Genomic DNA, 18,854 nt, shown 5'->3' on the forward strand with positions numbered 1-18,854 from the left:
AAGCCGGTGTATCTGGTTTGCCGTGCATTTCTCTTTGTTCCTGAAATATGAGAACAATGGGTGTGCGGTGAATGTAGTCGGCATTGTTCCTGAAATATCGGAACAATGAGACGTTCACTCGCCGTCACGTATAACGCGAGCGCTCTTGGGCGACCCGCTTCGGCCCCGCTCCAGCAGCTTGCGCTGGCCTTGCAGGCCAGTGTTCGCGGTGCCGTCCTCTACGAGCCATGCCAGCGGCAATGCCATTGCGGGTTCCGCCGTGCTTTGCGTGCGCGCGTCGATCGTCGCGGCAACCGTCAACGGCGATCTTTTCAAGATTGTGTTGTGCCGCCCCGGCACGACCTGTTCCAATCACCGTCGAACTTCCTCTGATCGCAGTGCGATGTTTCCCACGTACTATTCGCTATTGGGAAATATTCACGAAGTCCATCGGGAAGGCGATAATGAAACGCGCTGTGATTTTCGTTGTTGCCGCTTTGGCGCCGCTCATCGCACATGCCGGGTGCAGTGATAACCTTCAGAACTGGTCGGCGCGACTCCATCCCGGCCATACGCTGGATGCTACGCACGCGGTTTGCAAGGTCTGGCCTGCGAACGCGGCGCTGACGATCGGGGCGTTACCGCTGATGCAGAAAGGCAGCGCCGACGGGCCGAACGTCGTCGACATCGAAGTAGTGGTTGCCGATACGGCTACGGGTGCGATTGTCACGCATCGGTTTCAGCGATCGGCGATTCGCTATGCCGAGGATCACTATTTTGAGGGCATCGACCTCGACACGGCGCGCTATCAGCTGACCTCCACTCAACGTGCCTTCGGCGTGCGCCTGAAGTCGTCTGGCGGCCCGCCCGCGGATATGTCGGGCATCGCTACGCTGAGTCTCTATTTGATCGATGGGCAGCATTTGCGCACGGTGTTGGACCGCCTGATCGTGAGCGATTGGACGGGCGACCGCGATGGTCCTTGTACCAGCATTTCAGAAACGTCACGCACACTCGCACTCGGCCCGCCAGACACGCAAGGCTATGCCGTTTTGCGGGTCAGCGAAAAGTACGTCGAGCGCGTGAACCGGCTCGAGGTCGATAAATGCTCGGGTCGCACGTCACCCGCTCAACACCGTAACATGACACTCGACTATCGCGATGGCACATACCGGATACCGGATGCCATGCGAAATGCCGATTGATCAGTTGCCTCCGCTTCACCATTCTCCTGCTCCGTTCAAAGTGATAGGTGGGGAGCAATGAAACGTTTGGCTTTTGACGGATATCGAGCGGACCACCTGCGATAGCTGCGAGACGTTTCAGGCGTATCGCAGCTATCGCTCCGTGCGACAGCATCAAGCCGCAGCCACCCCATCCAGCGCCGGATAGTCGACATACCCGCGCGCATCGCCGCCGAAGAACGTTTCGCGCCGCGCGTCGTTCATCGGCGCGCCGGTCTTCACCCGCGTCACGAAATCCGGATTCGCCAGCACCATCTGCCCGTACGCTTCGAGATCGGCCAGCCCCGACGTCACGTCCGTGCCGATCGCGTCGCGCGTGCGGCCCGGACGGTTCAGGATCAGCGTGCCGCTCCAGCGCGCGCGCAGGTCGGCCAGCAGCGCTTCGTTGCCCTGATGCATCACGTGCAGGTAGGCGAGGCCGAGCCGGTCGAGTTCCGTCGCGAGATGGCGATACAGGTCCGGCCCCTCCGCACCTTCGTCGAGGCCGCCCAGCGTATTGCCGGGCGACACGCGGATGGCCGTGCGATCCGCGCCGATCTCGTCGGCGATCGCCGTGGCGACCTCGATCGCGAAGCGCGCACGGTTCTCGATCGAGCCGCCGTACGCGTCGGTGCGCGTGTTGGCATTCGGCGCGAAGAACTGCTGGATCAGGTAGCCGTTCGCGCCGTGGATCTCGACACCGTCGGCACCCGCCTCGATCGCGCGGCGCGCGGCGATGCGGAAGTCGTTCACGGTCTCGCGCACTTCGTCGAGCGTCAGCGCGCGCGGCGCGGGGATGTCCAGCATCCCCTTCATCGTGAACATCTGCGCATTCGGCGCGATCGCCGACGGCGCGACGGCCTGCCGGTGATGCGGCGTATTGTCGGGATGTGACATGCGCCCGACGTGCATCAGCTGGATGAACAACCGGCCGCCACGGGCATGCACGCGGTCGCTGATCGCCTTCCAGCCGGCGACGTGCGCGTCGGTATAGATGCCGGGCGTCGTCAGGTAGCCTTGCCCGTCGTCCGACGGCTGCGTGCCTTCGCTGACGATCAGTCCGAGGCTCGATCGCTGCGCGTAATACTCGGCGGCCCATTCGCCGGGCGTGCCGTCGAAGGCGGCGCGGCTGCGGGTCATCGGCGCCATGACCAGGCGGTTTTCCAGCGTATATCGGCCCACGCGGACCGGGGTGAACAGTTGGCTCATGATGCGTCAGCTCCTCGAGAGTCGGGACGGTGGCACCGGGTCGGTGCTGCCTCGGGCGCCGGCCGCGCACGGGTGTGCCGACCTCGCCTCCACGCACCCATCATCCATTGCTTCCTTTTCGGGATAAACCGGGTAATCTGGATAACATTGATCCATTGATGGAGCAGTGGGCATGGAACTGCTGAACGACATGGCGCTGTTCGTCGAAGTCGTGAAGGCGAAGGGGTTTCGCAGTGCGGCGGAGACGCTGGGGATGCCGAACTCGACGCTGTCGCGGCGCATCAGCGCGCTGGAGAAGGCGATCGGGCTGCGGCTGCTGCATCGCACGACGCGCCGGATCGAACTAACCGAGGCCGGCCAGCTCTACTTCGAGCGCTGCAAGCGCATCGTCGACGAGGCGCGGCTCGCGCACGAGCAGCTCGGCGGGTTGCTGGCGGAGCCGACCGGCGTGTTGCGTGCGTCGTTTCCGGTCGATTTCGCGGTGACCTACCTGGCGCCGCTGATCGTCGAGTTCTCGACGCGTTACCCGAAGCTGACATTCGATTTCGAGCTGACGTCGCGGCGGGTCGATCTGGTGAGCGAACCGTTCGACGTGGCGATCCGCTTGGGCGATTCCGACGATTCTCAACTGATCGCGCGGCGGCTGGCCACGCTCGGGAACTACCTTTATGCGTCGCCCGGCTATCTCGCGCGCGAGGGCGAGCCGCGCACGCCGGACGACCTGGCGCGGCACGCGTGCCTCAGCCTGGCGAGGGCCGGCACGTGGACGCTGCATGACGGCACGCACTCCGTCGCGGTGCCAGTGAGCAGTCGTTTCGCGGGAAACAGCGTCGGCATGCTGCGGCGCCTGGCCACGCTCGATGCGGGCATCATCGTGCTGTCCGAGGCGATCGTCGCGGACGACCTGGCCGCCGGCCGGCTGCGCCGCGTGATGCCCGCATGGGAGGGCGAGCCGATTCCGGTCTACGCGATGACGGAAACGCGGCTGCTGCCCGCGAAGACGCAGCATTTCATCGAGTTCTTGCGGGAGCGCTTCGCGCAGGCGTGACGGGCGGGTAGCCGTTCGTCGTTCAGTTCTGCGCCGGTGGCGGTGCGTCCAGCTGCGCTTCCCATTTCTTCAGGATGCGCACGCGTGCCTGGCTGAAATCGACCCAGCAGTTCATCCGCGCGTCTTCCGGGATCATCTGCTGCGGATTGGCGGCTTTCACGTAGTCGCAGGTGTCGTCGGCGAAGCGGGTCCAGCTTGCCTGCGACTTCGCGAGCGCGCTGGCGGCATCGGGGTTGCGCTGCTTGAGCTTGTGCTCGAGCGACCGGTACGCGCGCTCGACGGCCTGATCGTTCTGACCGAGTACGCAGGTCCGTACGTCGTTCATCGTCAGCGCGTGTTTCTCGCAATCGACGGCGGCAAACGCGGTGGTGTGGCCGATCGCCAGCGCGGCAACAGCAAGGAAGCGGGTGGCGTGGCGCATGCGCGTCGATCGAAGGGGGAGACTAGTTGGCGCGGGCCGACGTCGGGCTCGTCCTTTCGCTGACCGGCACCATGCGGGCCTTCGCATCGTTCGCGGAATTCGCAGGATTCGAGGCTTTCGCGTCGTCGTCAGGTTCAAGCACGAAGCGGAACGAATCGACGCGCTGCATCACCTTCGCCGCATACGCGTTCGAACCGCCGCTGTAGCTTCTCAGGCCGGCCCGCACGTCGCCCCCGGCCGCCCTCACGTAGCCCGACAGGATCGCGGAGCCCACTTCGACGTTCGCGTTCGGGTCGGTCAGGTCCTTCACGTTGCGCACCAGGCCGCGGTGCGCGGTCGGCACGACCTGCATCAGCCCGGTCGCGCCGTGCTGGCCGCGCGCCTTTTCCTGGAAGCGCGATTCGATCGAAATAATGGCGTAAACGAGTGCGGGAGGCAGTGAATATTTCGTCGCAGTGACGCTCACGATATCGGCGAGCTTCGCGGCCCGTTCCTTCGCGACGCCGAACTTCTTCGTCAGGTAGGACGTGATGCGGCGGTTTGCTTCGTTCGGCTGATCGTTGGCGTCGGCGAGCGGCGCGGAGGCGACGGACGGCGCCGATGCGGCTGCTTCGGGCGCGGACGCAGGCAGTGCGGGCGCTTGCTGCGCCGACGCCTGTTGCGCGATGCCGAGCGAAAGCACGATCAGCCAGAGAAACCGTCGCATGGTGGAGTGCGGGGAATGGGAAGGCGCCTAGTATATCGGCCAATTGCCGCCGGCGGTCGAGTGCCGGTTCGAATGAAAGCGGCATGTAGGCTTGTGTCGCGGCGAGCCGATCGAGGAACCGATCGTTGCGCGGACACGCATCGGAGTCCGGACGAACGCTAGTTGATGATCTCGCCGATGCCGGTTTCGATGCGGATTCTGAGCTGCTGGATGAACGCCGGATCGTAGGGTTCCCAGCTTTCGAGCTCGCCGACGATCTTCAAAGGCGATGTGCTCCGGTACGATCGCGTCGGATTGCCCGGGAATTTCTTGTCCGTGACGTTCGGGTCGTTTTCGAATTCGCCGGTGGGTTCGACGATGTAGACCCGCGGTCGGCCGTCGCCTTTGGCCATTTCCGCAGCCAGGCCGGCGCCTTTGGGCAAGGCCGTGAAGTAGATGTGATTCATCACGACGTCATCGCGATAATTCGATCGGAAGCCTGCCGTCAGCAAATCGCCGATCCGCAAATCCGCTTTCGTGCCATGAAAAAACGGGCCGGTGTCCGAAACGGTCATGGTTTCCCCCTTCCAAAAATCGCGCAACGGCTTCTACGCGCGCCGTGCGGCTGCCACCCGTGCAATCGCGCCGATCGCATCGCTGACGAGCACCGCGAGCAGCCCGACGATCACGCCGCCCTGCAGCACGAACGCGGTGTTCGACGTCTGCAGCCCCGCGATGATCACGTCGCCGAGCCCGCGCGCGGCGACCGTCGAGCCGATCGTCGCGGTGCCGAGATTGATCACGACCGCGAGCCGCACGCCGTTGACGATCACCGGAAACGCGAGCGGCAGCTCGACCGACACCAGTTGCTGCCAGCCGCTCATCCCCATCCCGCGCGCGGCGTCGACGACGTCGCGCGGCACATCCTCGAGCCCCGCGATCGTGCTTTCGAACACGGGCAGCAGCCCATACAGCACGAGTGCGATCAGCACGGGCTTCAAGCCGAAGCCGACGGCCGGCACCGCGAGCGCGAGCACCGCGACGGGCGGGAAGGTCTGGCCGATGTCGACGACGCTGCGCGCGACCGGCAGGAAATCCGCGCCCCACGGCCGCGTGACCGCGATGCCGGCCGCGACCGCGACGATCGTGCCGATCACGCTCGACAACGCGACCGTGCCGAGATGCGCGAGCGTGAGGTCGAGCAGGCTCGCGCGATCGTAGATCACTGGCGCGCCGTTGTCGGCGAACGGCGCGAACAAGCCTTGCAGCCATGCGGGTCGCAACAGCAGCACGAGCAGCAGCGCGAGCGCGGCCGCGCGTGCGAGGTAGGCGGGGAGTGCCGACCGCCCGGGCCGCGTGCTGCCGTGCGTCGTCATGCGGGCTTCCTTGCGTGCGCACGGATCGCATCGAGCGTGATGCGGCGCGTGTTGCGGCCGTCGCCATCTTCCACTGGAAGCACATCGACACCGCGCCACAGCAGCTCCGACACCGCATCGCGCAGCGTGCGCGTCGCGGCGATCGGTTCGCCATCGGCATGACCGGGTTCGGCCACCGCATCGATCGGTGTCAGCGCGAGCAGGCGCAGCGGCCGGTCGACGCCGGCGACCAACTGTTCGACGACGCCGGCTGCCGGCTTGCCGAGAATCTCGGCCGGCGCAGCGACCTGCAGCAGCCGGCCGCCGTCCATCACCGCGATCGTGTCGCCGAGCTTCAGCGCTTCCTCGATATCGTGCGTGACGATCACGACGGTGATGCCGAGGCGGCGCTGCAAGGCAAACAGGTCGTCCTGCGCCTTGTTGCGGATGATCGGATCGAGCGCACCGAATGGCTCGTCCATCAGCAGCATCGCGGGCTCGGCCGCGAGCGCACGCGCCACGCCGACGCGCTGTTGCTGCCCGCCCGACAGTTCGTGCGGCAGCTTGTCCGCGAACTCGGCCGGCGCGAGATGAAACAGGTCGAGCAATTCGTTCACGCGCGCGTCGATGCGATCGGCCGGCCAGCCGAGCAGGCGCGGCACGGTCGCGATGTTGCGCGCGACGCTCCAGTGCGGAAACAGCCCGTGCCCCTGGATCGCATAGCCGATGCCGCGACGAAGCTGTTCGGGCGCCACGGTGGCCGTATCGACGCCGTCGATGCGGATCGTGCCGCTCGTGGGCGCGATCAGCCGGTTGATCATGCGCAGCAGCGTCGACTTGCCGCTGCCCGATGCACCGACGAGCGCGGTGATCGTGCCGCGCTCGATCGTCAGCGAGACGTCGTCGACAGCGACGATATCGCCGAAGCGTTTGCCCGCACGTTCGATCTCGATCATCCTGCACGCCCCTTCGCGAGCGTGGTCGCGGCTTCGAATATGACGGCCGCCACCAGCGCGAGCACGATCGTCGGGATCGCGCCGAGCAGCACGAGATCGGCGGCCGATTGCCCGATCCCCTGGAAGATGAAGGTGCCGAAGCCGCCGCCGCCGATCAGCGCGGCGACCGCGGTCAGCCCGATGTTCTGCACGAGCACGATGCGCACGCCGCTCAGGATCACGGGCAGCGCGAGCACGAGATCGACGCGCAGCAGCCGCTGCGCGCGCGTCATCCCCATCGCGCGCGCCGCTTCGGTCACGTGCGGCGGCACCTGGCCGAGCCCGACCACGACGCTCGACGCGATCGGCAGCAGCGAATACAGGAACAGCGCGAGCACGGCAGGAGCGACGCCGATGCCGCGGATGCCGAGCGCGGCCGCGAGCGGCACGTGGGCGGCGAGCAAACCGAGCGGCGCCATCATCAGCCCGTACATCGCGATGCTGGGGATCGTCTGCACGATATTGAGCACGGGCATCGCGACGGTACGCACCGCCGCGATGCGCGCGCAGGCGATGCCGAGCGGCACGCCCGCGACGAGCGCGGCCGCCACCGAGCCGCCGGTGAGCGACACGTGCCGGATCGCCTCGATCCAGAAGTCGTCGCTGCGCACCGCGTATTCGCGCATCACCGAAAGTCCGTCCCACCAGCCGCTCGCGAGCGGCACCGAAATCGCTGCTATCGCGACGACGAGCGCGGCGAGGCGCCGCCACGGGCCGAAGGCGAGCCGTGCAAGCGCATCCGCGACGAGCACGGCCCACGCGAACAGCAGCAGCCAGACGCCGGAGGAGGGTGATACGCGGGCGAGCGTGTCGTCAGGCGCGACGAGGTGCGTCGCGGCCGCGCCGACCGCGTACGCGAGCGTGGCGAGCCACGCGCAGCCGGCCGCGAGGCGCCACGCGGGGCGGCTGGCCGTCATCGCCCACAGCGCGCCGACGATCCACAGCGCGGCGAGCGCGGCGCCCTGCAGGGCCGGCAGCGCGGCGAACACCGACAGGTCGGTGCCGGCCGCGATGCGGTTCGGCCGCAGCACCGCGAACGGCAGGCCGAGCACGGCGACGATCGTCAGGACCCCGATCAGGATGCCGACCTTGTCCGCCGTGATGCGCCGCGCGGACGCTGCCGCGCGATCCGTCATTTAACGAAGCCCTTCGCTTTCAGGTAGCTTTTCGCGACGCCGGCGGCCGGTTCGCCGTTGATCTGGATGCGCGCGTTCAGCGTCTGCAGCGTCTTCAGGTCGAGGCTCGCGAACACGGGCTTCAGGTAGTCGGCGATCTGCGGGTGCGCTTTCAGCACGGCTTCGCGGATCACCGGCGCGGGCGCATAGACGGGCTGCACGTGCTTGTCGTCGTCGAGCACCGCGAGGCCGCTCGACGAGATGCCGCCGTCGGTGCCGTAGACCATCGCGGCATTCACGCCGTCGGTCTGGTTCGCCGCGGCCTTGATGGTTGCGGCCGTGTCGCCGCCGGACAGCACGACGAGCTGGTCGGGCTTCAGCTTGAAGCCGTACGCCTTCTCGAACGACGGCAGCGCCGACGCGCTGTTCACGAATTCGGCCGACGCCGCGAGCTTCACCTTGCCGCCGCCGGCCACCCACTTGCCGAAATCGGAGAAGGTCTTCAGGTGCTGCGACTGCGCGACCGGTGCGAGCACGGCGACGCCCCACGTGTTGTTCGCGGGCGCCGGGGTGAGCCAGACGAGATGGTTCGCCGCGTAGTCGAGCTGCTTCGCGGTGTCGTAGCCCTGGCTCGCGTTCTTCCACAGCGGATCGTCCGCCTTGTTGAAGAAGAACGCGGCGTTGCCGGTGTATTCGGGGTAGACGTCGATCTCGCCGCTCGTGAGCGCCTTGCGCACGATCGGCGTGGTGCCGAGCGCGATCTTTTCGGTGACGGGGATGCCGTGGGCCTTCAGCACCTGCGCGATGAGGTTGCCGAGCAGGTTGCCTTCGGTGTCGATCTTCGACGACACCACGACGGGCGTGTCGGCATGCGCGCCGGGCGCGACGATCGCGGCGGCGAGCGCGAGGCCCAGGATCCGGGCGGGCAGGGCGAGCTTCATACGGGCCAATCTCCAGGACGAGGGCGTACGCCGAAAGTTACTTGACTGAGCCGGCTTTGGCAAACCACGTGCGGCGGCGTGCCCACAGCCCGTGTGGGGATTACCCGCATCCGTGTGGCAGGCTTGTTACACTGAATCCGTTCCCGCCTTGCCGACACTTCCTGACATGAAGCCCGAGTTGCTGGTTCTCATCGCATTGCGCGGCGACGCGCATCGCGAGATCGCCGCGTCGTTCGACGTGCGCTACGCCCCGACATCCGACGAACGCGAACGTGCGATCGCCGAACACGGCGGCACGATACGCGCGGTGCTGACCAACGGCAGCACGGGGCTCACCGCCGCCGAGATCGATCGTCTTCCGCAACTCACGTTCGTCAGCGCGCTCGGCGCCGGCTACGAGCACATCGATGTCGCCCATGCGAAGACGCGTGGCGTGACCGTGGTCACGGGCGCCGGCACCAACGACGATTGCGTGGCCGATCATGCGTTCGCGCTGCTGCTCGCGGCCGTGCGCAACGTCGTGCAGCTCGATGCGAAAACCCGCGCGGGCGTGTGGCGCGACGGCCTGGCGATGCCGCCGAACGTGTCGGGCAAGAAGCTCGGCATCGTCGGGCTCGGCAAGATCGGCGAGAAGTGCGCGCGCCGCGCGGCCGGCTTCGACATCGAGATCGGTTATCACAACCGGTCGGAGAAGAACGTCCCTTACCGCTATTTCGATCGCGTCGACACGCTCGCGCAGTGGGCCGATTTCCTGATCGTCGCGACGCCGGGCGGCGCGGGCACGCGGCACCTGATCGATCGCGCGGTGCTCGACGCGCTCGGCCCTGGCGGGTTCGTCGTCAACGTGTCACGCGGCAGCGTTGTCGATACCGCTGCTTTGGCGGACGCGTTGCGTGAAGGACGCATCGCGGGCGCGGGGCTCGACGTGTACGAAGGCGAACCCGAGCCGCCGCGCGCGCTGACGGATCTCGACAGCGTCGTGCTGACGCCGCACATGGGCGGCTGGTCGCCCGAGGCGCTCGATCGGTCGGTGCGGCAGTTCATCGACAATGCCGAGCGGCACTTTTCAGGGCGGCCGGTGTTGACGCCGGTGTGAGCGGCGCCGGGATGATGATTCGCCGCCCACCGTTTCGTCCGGGATCGATGTCGGCGTGAGAGGCGTCCCGCGACGGTCGAGGGCGGATGCGACGCGCTATCGATCGATACGCAGCACGAGCTTGCCGGTCGTGCCGCCCGACTCGAGCGCCGCATGCGCGTCGACGATCGCGTCGAGCGCATAGCTGCCCCCGATCAGCGGCTTCAGTGCACCGGTGGCCAGCAAGCCGAACAACTCGCCGAGCGTTTGCTGCACGACGTGATCGGCGAGGAACGCATGCAACGCGAAACCCGACAGCGAGCGGCAGCCGAAGATGAGCGCGTTCATCAGGCTGTCATCGACCGCGAGCAACTGGCCGCTTGCCGCGCCATAGGCGACGAAACGACCGTGCGGCGCAAGGCTGGACGCCAGCGTGCGGGCCACGGCGCCACCGATCGAATCGAACACGACGTCGGGGCCCGTGCCGCCGGTTGCAGCGGCCAGTCGATCGACCCACGCGTCGTCGCGATAGCTGATGGCCTGATCGGCACCGAGCGCCCGCACCGTCGATAGCTTCTCCGTGGAACCGGCCAGGCCGACGATCGTCCTGGCACCGTCGAGTCTCGCCAGCTGGATGAGCATCGAACCGACGCCGCCGGCTGCGGCGGTGATGGCGACGGATCGCGCGGCCACCGGCGTCTCGCGCAGCAGCATGCGGGCGACCAGCCCCTGCAGCATGACCGCGACGGCGTCGTCGTCCGAAACGGCGTCGGGAATCGCGACGATCAGCGGAGCGCGTACCGTCACATATTCGGCATAGCCGCCGGTTCCGCTCGTTGCGCCGAACAGCGCCGCGGCCACGCGATCGCCGACGCGGAAGTCCCGCACGTTCGCGCCTGCCGCTTCGACGGTGCCGACCGTTTCCGATCCCAATATCGCCGGCAAAGTCGGCGCCGGGCCCGGATAGGTACCGGCGCGTTGCAGCGTTTCCGCGAAATTCAGTCCGATGCGCGTCACGCGCACGAGGACTTCGTCGGGAGCCGGCGTCGGGCGCTCGATCACGACCGGACGGAGTACGGACGGCGCGCCGAAACGATCGATCTGAATGGCATTCATGGTATTCACGGGGAAATCTCGCTGGATGCGGGGGCGTTGCCCCCGGGATGTGTGAGGTGTCGGGCAGGACGCGGCGTCGGCCGGATCACTCCGGCAGGGACGCTCGATCGCCGCGATCGAACGAGGCGCGGCCCGCGCCGTTCAGCACGAGCGCGAGCAGGCCGCCCGTCATCGACAGGTTCATCATGAAGAAGGTCTGCTGCGTCTGGTCGCCGCCGCTATGGAAGATCACCGCGGCGATGACCGAAAAGATCGCGAGCCCGAGCGCGGCGAGTCGCGTCATGAAGCCGGCGATCAACGCGAGGCCGCCGGCGACCTCGACGAAGATCACGAGCGGCAGCAGCGCCCCCGGTACACCCATGTGCGCCATGTATTGCTCGGTGCCTGCGTAGTTGAAGATCTTGCTGATGCCTGCGCCGACGTAGACGCCGGCGATGAGGGTGCGCACCAGGACGGACAGGATGGCGTTGACGGTGGGCGTCTGCGCAGCGGTTCGGTACAGGGCGCGGTTGATCGATCGAATCATGGTGAGTCCTTGTTCGAGGGGCGACGGATCGGCGATCCGCCGCCGTATTCAGCGGTTGGGGTTCGGGGCCGCGCTCATGCGCGGAACGGCGGGTAGTCGGTATAGCCGGCTTCGCCGCCGCCATAGGCCCTGGACATGTCCGCATGCGCGAGCGGCCGGTCGTGCCGGAGGCGTTCGGCAAGATCCGGGTTCGCGATGAACGGGTAGCCGAACGACACGAGATCGGCATGGCCGTCGGAAAGTGCCGTTTCCGCGCGTGCTTTCGTGTAGCCGTTGTTCGCGATGTAATGCCCGCCGAACGCGTGCTTGAGCGCGCCGTAGTCGAATGCGGGCACCGCGTCCGGTGCGGCCTGAGGGACGCCTTCGACGACATGGAGATAGACCGCGAGGCCGCTCAGCTGGTTGGCGAATCGCTCGAACAGCGTTTGCGGATCGCTATCCGCAATTCCACCGAAATGCGGCGTGACCGGAGAGATACGGATACCTAATCGATCGGGGCCTGAAACGAGGCCGACTGCGCGCACGACCTCGAGTGGCAGCCGAAGCCGGTTGTCGATCGTGCCGCCGTAGTCGTCGGTCCGGCGGTTCGTGCCGTCACGCAGGAACTGGTCAAGCAGATAGCCGTTGCCGGCGTGAATCTCCACGCCGTCGAACCCGGCCTGCAATGCGGCGCGAGCGGCCAGCACGTATTGGTCGACGATGGCGGGCAATTCGGCGGGTTCGAGCGCGCGCGGCACAGGGTACGGCTGCGGGCCGGTCGGCGTATAGGCGTCGCCGTCGGGCCGGATCGGCGACGGCGCGACCGGTCGTGCACCGTCCGGCTGCAGGTCCGGGTGACCGATGCGGCCGACATGGGCCAGTTGCACGAAAATGCGGCCGCCTTCACGGTGCACCGCGTCGGTCACCTGTTTCCAGCCCGCGATCTGCGCGTCGCTGTAGATGCCCGGCGTGAACGGATAGCCCTTGCCCTGTGGCGAGATCTGCGCGCCCTCGGTGACGATCAGGCCGGCCGAGGCCCGTTGTGCGTAGTAGGTCGCGTTCATCGGGCCGGGCGCGTCGCCGGCACCGGCACGGCTGCGCGTCATCGGCGCCATTACGATGCGATTCCTGAGCGTGATGCGCCCGAGTTCGATCGGGTCGAACAGCGTCGGACGCGTAGACGCACGGGGCGGTGAAAGCAAGCGGTCGGTCGTCATGGTTCCATGTTCCTGTGACATTGACGGGGGACTGTCGACGCGGGGAAGCCGCGATCGACATGGCGTGACAGGAATGTAGGGGATCGTTTCGATCCAAACAATTGGCTAGAATGGATCGTTAAAATCAATTTTCTGGATAGATCGTGGATCGCAGCCCCAATCTGGATCAGCTTCGTGCGTTCGTCGCCGTCGTCGAGGCAGGCAGCTTTTCAGGGGCGGCGCGTCGGCTCGGCAGGGCGCAATCGGTGGTGAGTTATGCGGTCGCCAGCCTTGAGGCACAGCTGGGCATGCCGTTGTTCGAGCGCGGCAGACGCCGTCCGCAACTGACGGCCGCCGGCGAGGTCGTGCTCGCCGATGCGCGTCGGCTCGACATGCTGATGGGGCAGTTGCAGGCGAAGACGGCCGGTTTGCGGGGCGGCGTGGAAGCCGAGCTGTCGCTGGCCGTCGACGTGATGTTTCCGTTGCCGAAGCTGGTCGAAGGCATGCAGGCGTTTGCGGAGGCGTTCCCGACCGTCGCACTCAACCTGGCGATCGAAGCGCTCGGCGGCGTCATGAAGCTGGTGCTCGACGGCGGCTGTGCGCTCGGCATCAGTGGCCCGATTCCGAACTGGCCGGATGCGATCGACGCGACCTCGATGGGGGCGATCGAGTTGCTGACCGTTGCGGCGCCCATGCATCCGCTCGGGTTGCGCGCGGCGCCGATTCCGCTCTCGGAGGCGCGCGAGCATACGCAGATCGTGCTCACCGACCGCAGCAAGGTCACCGACGGGCAATCGTTCGGAATCCATGCGACCCGCACCTGGAAGGTGGCCGACCTCGGCGCGAAACATCGGTTGCTGCTCGCCGGGCTGGGCTGGGGATCGATGCCGATGCATCTGATCGAGGACGATCTGCAGTCGGGCCGACTCGTGCCGGTGCAACTGGCCGACCGGCGCACGTTCCGATACGGACTATCGCTGATCCGGCGTGCCGATCGCGCGAGCGGTCCGGCCGCGCAGTGGCTGATCGATTATTTGAGTCGCCAGGGCGATCCGAACGGCCGGCGGGCCTGACCCATGCCCGGCAGCGACCGGCCGGGCAGGCCGCCGGCCAGCCTTGCAATCCGCGACGATTGAAGGCTGGCCGGACGTTCGGCCGTGTCAGCGACGCGCGCCGGCGGAAGTGCGTTCCGCCCGGCGCATGCCCGCTCAGGACGAAGCCAGCGGCACCGTCACCGACGTACCGGCCGGGTCCAGCGTCAGCCCGGTGCCCGGCGTCGGCCGCAGCGTCGCCTCATTGTCGCTCGACAGCACGACGAGCCCCAGCCGGTGGCCGGCTTCCAGCTTGTAGTCACGCGGCATGAACGTCAGCTTCAGGTCGTACGGCATGCCGGGCAGAACCGGCTGCGAGACCCACTCCGATACGCGGTTGCGCGGATCGGTCCACGCCCGCGTGACGATCGTCGCCGTGCCGTCCGGCGCGCGATCGACCAGCAGGGCCGTCACGTTGGCCACGGCCGTGAAGGTCAGCCTGACGCGCGCGGTCGCCGAACCGGACAGGCGTGTCGCGGCCGTGAGCGGCGCGGTTTCGAAGCGGCTGCGGTTCTCGCCCGTCGGCGCGTTCGCCAGCGTGAGCGCGGTGATGCGCGCATCGTCGGTGAAACGCGCGAGCGGACCGCCGGTCGGCAGCCGCAGCAGCGTGCCGGTGCCCGCGCCGTCGCCGCCCGCGAAATACGTGACCGGCGTGGCGTGGCGTGCGGCCCAGTCCGCTTCCTTCAGCAGCGTGCCGTCCGCCTGCTCGATCACCGCGCGCGGATCGCGTTCGACGCCATTGTCGAAACCGATCAGGTAGCGCGTAAACCAGCGGTTCACTTCCGCGGTCCACGCATCGGCCATCGCCGGCACGCGGGTCGGGTCGGTGTGCTTCAGGCGATGCAGCCACAGCTGCGTCGGCACGCCCTGGCGCCGCATCGCGAGATGCCACAGCGTCGACTGGTCGACCCGCACGTTGTCGTCGGTCAGCCCCTGCGCGACGAGCGCCGGTGCGACCGCGTACGCGGTGGGAATATCGCGCGCGGCCCAGAACGGCGAATAGTCGCCGGTCTTGCGGTCTTCCTGCTGCAGCGCTTCGTCGATCAGGTGCGTGCAGCGCTCCGGATGCGCGTTCGTCAGCAGCGCCTTGATGTACACGTCGACGTCCTCGCCCTGATAGCCTTCCGGCGCACGCACGAGCCCGCCCGAGCGGTAGTAGCCGTACATGTTCGTCAGCCCGGCGACCGGCACGATCGCGTCGAGCCCGCGCGTGCGCAGGCTCGCGACCATCTTCGGCAGCGTGCCGTCGTACGACACGCCGTACATGCCGACGTGGCCCGTCGACCAGTTCGCGACGACCGTCTTGCCGTTCGCGTCCTTCGCGGTCGCGTCGCGGCCGAGCCAGCGGATCACCGAGGCCATCGCGACCGATTCGTCGCGGGTGAGGATCGTCGGGCAGCCGTCCGAGCCGGCCGTGCCGAGCGAATCCGCGTAGACGATCGTGAAGCCGCGCGGGATGAAGTAGCCCTCGATCCACGAGCGCCCGGCGGCGGCCGCCTCGACCTGCTGCAGCATCCGCACCTGCGGCGCGGCGGCCATGATGCGCGCGGAGGCGCCGGTCGCTGCCGCGGCCGCCGTGGCGGCCGGATGCGGCGTGCCGTCGAGTTCGACGTCGACGTTGTGGTCGGGGCTGTCGGCGAGGCCCGCGTAGTACGGGCTCGCGAGCACGATGACGGGCGTGCGCGCGCCGTTCGCGGTTTCGGTCGGGCGCACGATGCGCACGTGGATGCGGTCGCGCGTGCCGTCGCCGTCGGAGTCGACCGGCGTGTCGACCCACGCGTTCTCCTCGATCGTGCCGCCCGACAGCGACGGCTGCACCTGGCCGTTCGTGATCACGGGCCGGTAGCGGCCGCCGCTGGCCGGGTTGGCGTACGGCACGCCCGACGGCGATATGCGTGACGCGAGCGACTGCTTGTCGGCTGCCGAGGCGGCGGCCCCCTCCTGTTGGCCCTGCGCGAGCGCGGAGGCGCCCGCCACGCTGCCGCCGTCGTCGCCGCCGCACGCGGCGAGCGTTGCGGCCGCAACGAGCGCGGGAAGCCACGCGCGACGCAATCCGGTTCGATGAATGTCCATTGTCGACCTCTTGTTGTGATTGTCTGGAACCGGACGGCCCGCGATATGCCCCCTGCGGCCCGGCCGGGTGCTGCATCGGATGAAACGGAACTGCACCTTCGAAAGCACCGGGCGCGATGCCCGGGTGTCACGGCCGGTGTCGACGCGTGTCACGCATCGCGCGACCCGGCGAGCGTCGGGGCGATTGCATCGCCTCGACCGCAAAGCATCAGCGCGGCGGCTGATTCGGGCCGCCCGGTCGAAGCGAGGCCGGCGGCACGAAGTGAATACAGGAGTGCGAATCAAATGCGGGCATGCCCGATCTTCCTTCAGGTTTCAGATGAAACGGAACGGCACGATGCGATGAGGCGGGGATGGTGCGAACGGCGGTGCTGCAACGGCAGGAAAGCGCGACGCGAGTCGGCAGGGCTGGCCGGAATGCTTTCCGGAAGCTTGCGCAAAACTTATCTCAGTGAAATCTCGGTGTCAAACTTTTTTAGTTTGAGTCAAACAAAGTTTTAAGCGTGCGGGGCGATGGACCTGCGATCGGTCTAAATTTCCGGGAAATCTGTCCGTAAACGGTAAAAAACAGATTGAAAGGAGAGAGAGGGCATGACGACTTCAGTCACGGCAGCGAGCGGCCTTTCGCTCGTGCAGATGGCGCAGCAGGCTGCGCTCGACGGGCGCCAGCAGACGGACGCGGCGACCGGGCAAGCGCAGGACACGCCGATTACCATCCGGGCGCTGGACCAGGACGCGATGCACGCGGCGCGCATGAAGCAGATGTCGATCCTGGGCAACCTGTCGACGAAGCTGCGCGACGTCACCAGCCAGCTCGCGACGAGCCTGCACGAGATCATCGCGAAGCGTCCGGACCTGGCCGACGCGCAGTTCGACTTCAAGACCGACAACGGTCAGATCAAGGTCGTATCGAAGACGATGACGGAAAGCGATCGCGCGTGGGTGGAGTCGACGCTGAACGCGAACGCGGGCCTCGTGCTCGCGACGCGCGCGTTTCACCAGCAGGCCGTCGATTTCGCGGAGCAGGGCGCGGCCGCCGTAGGCGAGACGTTCACGGACGACGATCGCAAGGTGGCCAGCCAGCGCGCCGACGCGGACTTCCTCTTCATGAAGGAAGTCAACGCGTCCGTCGCGCGCAACCAGCGGTTCGAAGAGGTCGGCGGGCATTTCACCACGCTGGACGGCACGCGGCTGACGTTCGATCAGTCGGCCGGCACCGCGCGCGGCACGCTGGCGCTGCTGGATACCGACCGCCAGTTGTCGTCGGGTGCGGCGATCTTCGTCGACGAGTCCGGGCAGAAGACCTACGGCCGGCGCCCGGGTCTGATCGACGTCGGCTTCGGCGCCGCGTTCGAGAACATCCTGAACGGCCGCAACAGCATCGGCTTCCACGAGATCGCGTAGCCACGCGCGTCACGGAGCCGCACGCCGCGCGCCTATTCGTCGCGCAGCGCTTCGGCCGGCCGCACCCGCGCGGCGCGCCAGCTCGGGTAGAGCGTCGCGACGCACGACATCAGGAACGCGGCCGCGGCGATCTCGATCACGTCGGTCGCTGCGAGCTTCGACGGCAGCGAACTGAGGAAGTACACGGACGGCGTCAGGAAGCGGATGCCGAGCAACTGCTCGATCGCGGGCAGCACCCACGGGATGCTCACCGCGATCGCGCAGCCGAGCGCGACACCCGCGAGCGTGCCGGCGAGCCCGATCGTCATCCCCTGGATCGCGAAGATCTTCATGATCGACCCGGGCGGCGCGCCGAGCGTGCGCAGGATCGCGATGTCGCCCTGCTTCTGGGTGACGGTCATCACGAGCGACGACACGAGGTTGAACGCGGCGACCGCGACGATCAGCATCAGGATCAGCGACAGCATGCGCTTTTGCAGCCGCTCGGCCTCGAACCACGTGCGGTTCTGCCGCGTCCAGTCGCGGATATAGAGGTCGCCCGACAGCGTGCGCGACAGTTCCAGTGCGACGTCCGGCGCGCGCTGCAGATCGTCGAGGCGCAGCCGGATGCCGGTCGGCGCACGCACGTTGAACAGCGTCTGCGCGTCGCGGAGATGGATGTAGGCGAGCGCGCTGTCGTACTGGTAGTGGCCCGACTCGAACGTGCCGACCACGTTGAACTGCCGGAACCGCGGCAGCGCGTCGCCGATGCGCGCGGTGTTGCCGGGCGCGAAGAACGTGACGCGGTCGCCGATCTTCACGTGCAGCGCGTCGGCCAGCGCCGAGCCGAGCACGATGCCCATCTCGCCCGGCACGAGCGCGTCGAGCCGCCCGGTCTTCAGTTTGCGCGCGATCTCGGACACCCGCGGCTCCAGCACGGGATCGATGCCGCGCAGCGCGACGCCCGTCACGCTGCCCGCGTTCGTCAGCAGCGCCTGCGCGTCGACATAGGGGGCGACGGCGCGCACCGCCGGATTCTGCAGCGACTCATGAGCGGTGAGCCGCCAGTCGGGCATCGCGCCCGTCGGCGAGAAGATTTCCACGTGGGCGAGCACGGACAGCATCCGGTCGCGCACTTCGGTCCGGAAACCGTTCATCACCGACAGCACGACGATCAGCGCGGCGACGCCGAGCGCGATGCCGGCCATCGCGGCGCCGGCAATGAACGACACGAAGCCGTCGCCGGCCGAGCGCCGGCCGCCGCGCGCATAGCGCAGCCCGATCTGCCATTCGAACGGGAGTTTCAAGCGGTTTCCTTTCATTTCGATTCGATCCTGCCGAGCCGCGCATTCTAGCGAACGCGGCGCCGCCGTGTGCAGAGGTTGCGCCCTGGACGACCGAGATCCGCCCGACCGGCCGGTCATCCGGCGGCGTTGCGCGCCGG

Annotated in this window: 19 protein-coding genes; 5 read left to right on the forward strand and 14 right to left on the reverse strand. The window is 67.5% G+C overall.

From position 1 onward, the window contains the following. Positions 1-114 precede the first annotated feature (114 nt). Positions 115-351 carry a hypothetical protein gene (locus G3N98_RS05710; RefSeq protein WP_206147544.1) on the reverse strand — a complete coding sequence of 79 codons (237 nt, stop codon included), beginning with the start codon at positions 349-351 and terminating at the stop codon, positions 115-117. A gap of 92 nt (positions 352-443) precedes the next feature. Between G3N98_RS05710 and G3N98_RS05715 the strand changes: the two genes are divergently transcribed. Further along, entirely contained in the window at positions 444-1,184 is a 741-nt protein-coding gene (locus tag G3N98_RS05715; RefSeq protein ID WP_206147545.1) for a hypothetical protein, read from the forward strand. Between the two features lie 153 nt (positions 1,185-1,337). Here G3N98_RS05715 and G3N98_RS05720 read toward each other — a convergent pair whose 3' ends face one another. Further along, the gene (locus G3N98_RS05720) at positions 1,338-2,411 is read right to left on the reverse strand and encodes an alkene reductase (RefSeq protein ID WP_089475495.1); all 1,074 of its coding nucleotides are present in this window, start codon (positions 2,409-2,411) and stop codon (positions 1,338-1,340) included. A gap of 172 nt (positions 2,412-2,583) precedes the next feature. Here G3N98_RS05720 and G3N98_RS05725 point away from each other — a divergent pair, with 172 nt between their 5' ends. Next, positions 2,584-3,459 (forward strand): LysR family transcriptional regulator, encoded by an 876-nt coding sequence (locus G3N98_RS05725; RefSeq protein ID WP_206147546.1) that lies wholly within the window; start codon positions 2,584-2,586, stop codon positions 3,457-3,459. A gap of 22 nt (positions 3,460-3,481) precedes the next feature. On the opposite strand, the gene G3N98_RS05730 is transcribed toward G3N98_RS05725, so the two are convergent. From G3N98_RS05730 to G3N98_RS05760, 7 genes are all read right to left on the reverse strand, one after another. Further along, positions 3,482-3,880: a lysozyme inhibitor LprI family protein gene (locus G3N98_RS05730; protein WP_089426784.1), complete on the reverse strand. Its 399-nt coding sequence runs from the start codon at positions 3,878-3,880 to the stop codon at positions 3,482-3,484. A 22-nt stretch (positions 3,881-3,902) separates the two neighbouring features. Next, the gene (locus tag G3N98_RS05735; RefSeq protein WP_206147547.1) at positions 3,903-4,586 is read right to left on the reverse strand and encodes a lytic transglycosylase domain-containing protein; all 684 of its coding nucleotides are present in this window, start codon (positions 4,584-4,586) and stop codon (positions 3,903-3,905) included. A gap of 158 nt (positions 4,587-4,744) precedes the next feature. Next, complete coding sequence (gene arr, locus G3N98_RS05740) at positions 4,745-5,140, reverse strand: NAD(+)--rifampin ADP-ribosyltransferase (protein ID WP_089426786.1); 396 nt, start codon at positions 5,138-5,140, stop codon at positions 4,745-4,747. A 33-nt stretch (positions 5,141-5,173) separates the two neighbouring features. Continuing rightward, a complete protein-coding gene (locus G3N98_RS05745; protein WP_089433157.1) occupies positions 5,174-5,941 on the reverse strand; it encodes an ABC transporter permease in 768 nt (255 codons plus the stop codon). After that, complete coding sequence (locus G3N98_RS05750) at positions 5,938-6,876, reverse strand: ABC transporter ATP-binding protein (protein ID WP_089475490.1); 939 nt, start codon at positions 6,874-6,876, stop codon at positions 5,938-5,940. Before G3N98_RS05750 ends, G3N98_RS05745 begins: the two co-directional genes overlap by 4 nt. After that, on the reverse strand, positions 6,873-8,051 hold the full coding sequence (locus tag G3N98_RS05755) for an ABC transporter permease (protein ID WP_206147548.1): 1,179 nt from the start codon (positions 8,049-8,051) through the stop codon (positions 6,873-6,875). The genes G3N98_RS05750 and G3N98_RS05755 overlap by 4 nt, the downstream gene beginning before the upstream one ends. Further along, the gene (locus G3N98_RS05760; protein ID WP_089475488.1) at positions 8,048-8,971 is read right to left on the reverse strand and encodes an ABC transporter substrate-binding protein; all 924 of its coding nucleotides are present in this window, start codon (positions 8,969-8,971) and stop codon (positions 8,048-8,050) included. Before G3N98_RS05760 ends, G3N98_RS05755 begins: the two co-directional genes overlap by 4 nt. A gap of 166 nt (positions 8,972-9,137) precedes the next feature. Here G3N98_RS05760 and G3N98_RS05765 point away from each other — a divergent pair, with 166 nt between their 5' ends. Next, entirely contained in the window at positions 9,138-10,067 is a 930-nt protein-coding gene (locus G3N98_RS05765; protein ID WP_206147549.1) for a 2-hydroxyacid dehydrogenase, read from the forward strand. A 96-nt stretch (positions 10,068-10,163) separates the two neighbouring features. Here the strand turns inward: G3N98_RS05765 and G3N98_RS05770 are convergent, their stop codons facing one another. The 3 genes from G3N98_RS05770 to G3N98_RS05780 form a co-directional block, all read right to left on the reverse strand. After that, complete coding sequence (locus tag G3N98_RS05770) at positions 10,164-11,171, reverse strand: zinc-binding dehydrogenase (RefSeq protein WP_206147550.1); 1,008 nt, start codon at positions 11,169-11,171, stop codon at positions 10,164-10,166. A gap of 76 nt (positions 11,172-11,247) precedes the next feature. Further along, positions 11,248-11,688 (reverse strand): DoxX family protein, encoded by a 441-nt coding sequence (locus tag G3N98_RS05775; protein ID WP_089426793.1) that lies wholly within the window; start codon positions 11,686-11,688, stop codon positions 11,248-11,250. A gap of 74 nt (positions 11,689-11,762) precedes the next feature. After that, positions 11,763-12,884 (reverse strand): alkene reductase, encoded by a 1,122-nt coding sequence (locus G3N98_RS05780; protein WP_206147551.1) that lies wholly within the window; start codon positions 12,882-12,884, stop codon positions 11,763-11,765. A gap of 143 nt (positions 12,885-13,027) precedes the next feature. Here G3N98_RS05780 and G3N98_RS05785 point away from each other — a divergent pair, with 143 nt between their 5' ends. Further along, complete coding sequence (locus tag G3N98_RS05785) at positions 13,028-13,936, forward strand: LysR family transcriptional regulator (RefSeq protein ID WP_206147552.1); 909 nt, start codon at positions 13,028-13,030, stop codon at positions 13,934-13,936. Between the two features lie 135 nt (positions 13,937-14,071). Here the strand turns inward: G3N98_RS05785 and G3N98_RS05790 are convergent, their stop codons facing one another. Continuing rightward, complete coding sequence (locus G3N98_RS05790; protein ID WP_206147553.1) at positions 14,072-16,027, reverse strand: Xaa-Pro dipeptidyl-peptidase; 1,956 nt, start codon at positions 16,025-16,027, stop codon at positions 14,072-14,074. Positions 16,028-16,618: 591 nt separating this feature from the next. Between G3N98_RS05790 and G3N98_RS05795 the strand changes: the two genes are divergently transcribed. Continuing rightward, complete coding sequence (locus G3N98_RS05795) at positions 16,619-17,431, forward strand: hypothetical protein (RefSeq protein ID WP_206147554.1); 813 nt, start codon at positions 16,619-16,621, stop codon at positions 17,429-17,431. Between the two features lie 32 nt (positions 17,432-17,463). Here G3N98_RS05795 and G3N98_RS05800 read toward each other — a convergent pair whose 3' ends face one another. Next, positions 17,464-18,732 carry a lipoprotein-releasing ABC transporter permease subunit gene (locus G3N98_RS05800; RefSeq protein ID WP_089426798.1) on the reverse strand — a complete coding sequence of 423 codons (1,269 nt, stop codon included), beginning with the start codon at positions 18,730-18,732 and terminating at the stop codon, positions 17,464-17,466. Positions 18,733-18,854 lie beyond the last annotated feature (122 nt).

Source organism: Burkholderia sp. Tr-20390 (genome assembly GCF_017104595.1).
In the GTDB taxonomy this organism is placed as follows: Bacteria; Pseudomonadota; Gammaproteobacteria; order Burkholderiales; family Burkholderiaceae; genus Burkholderia.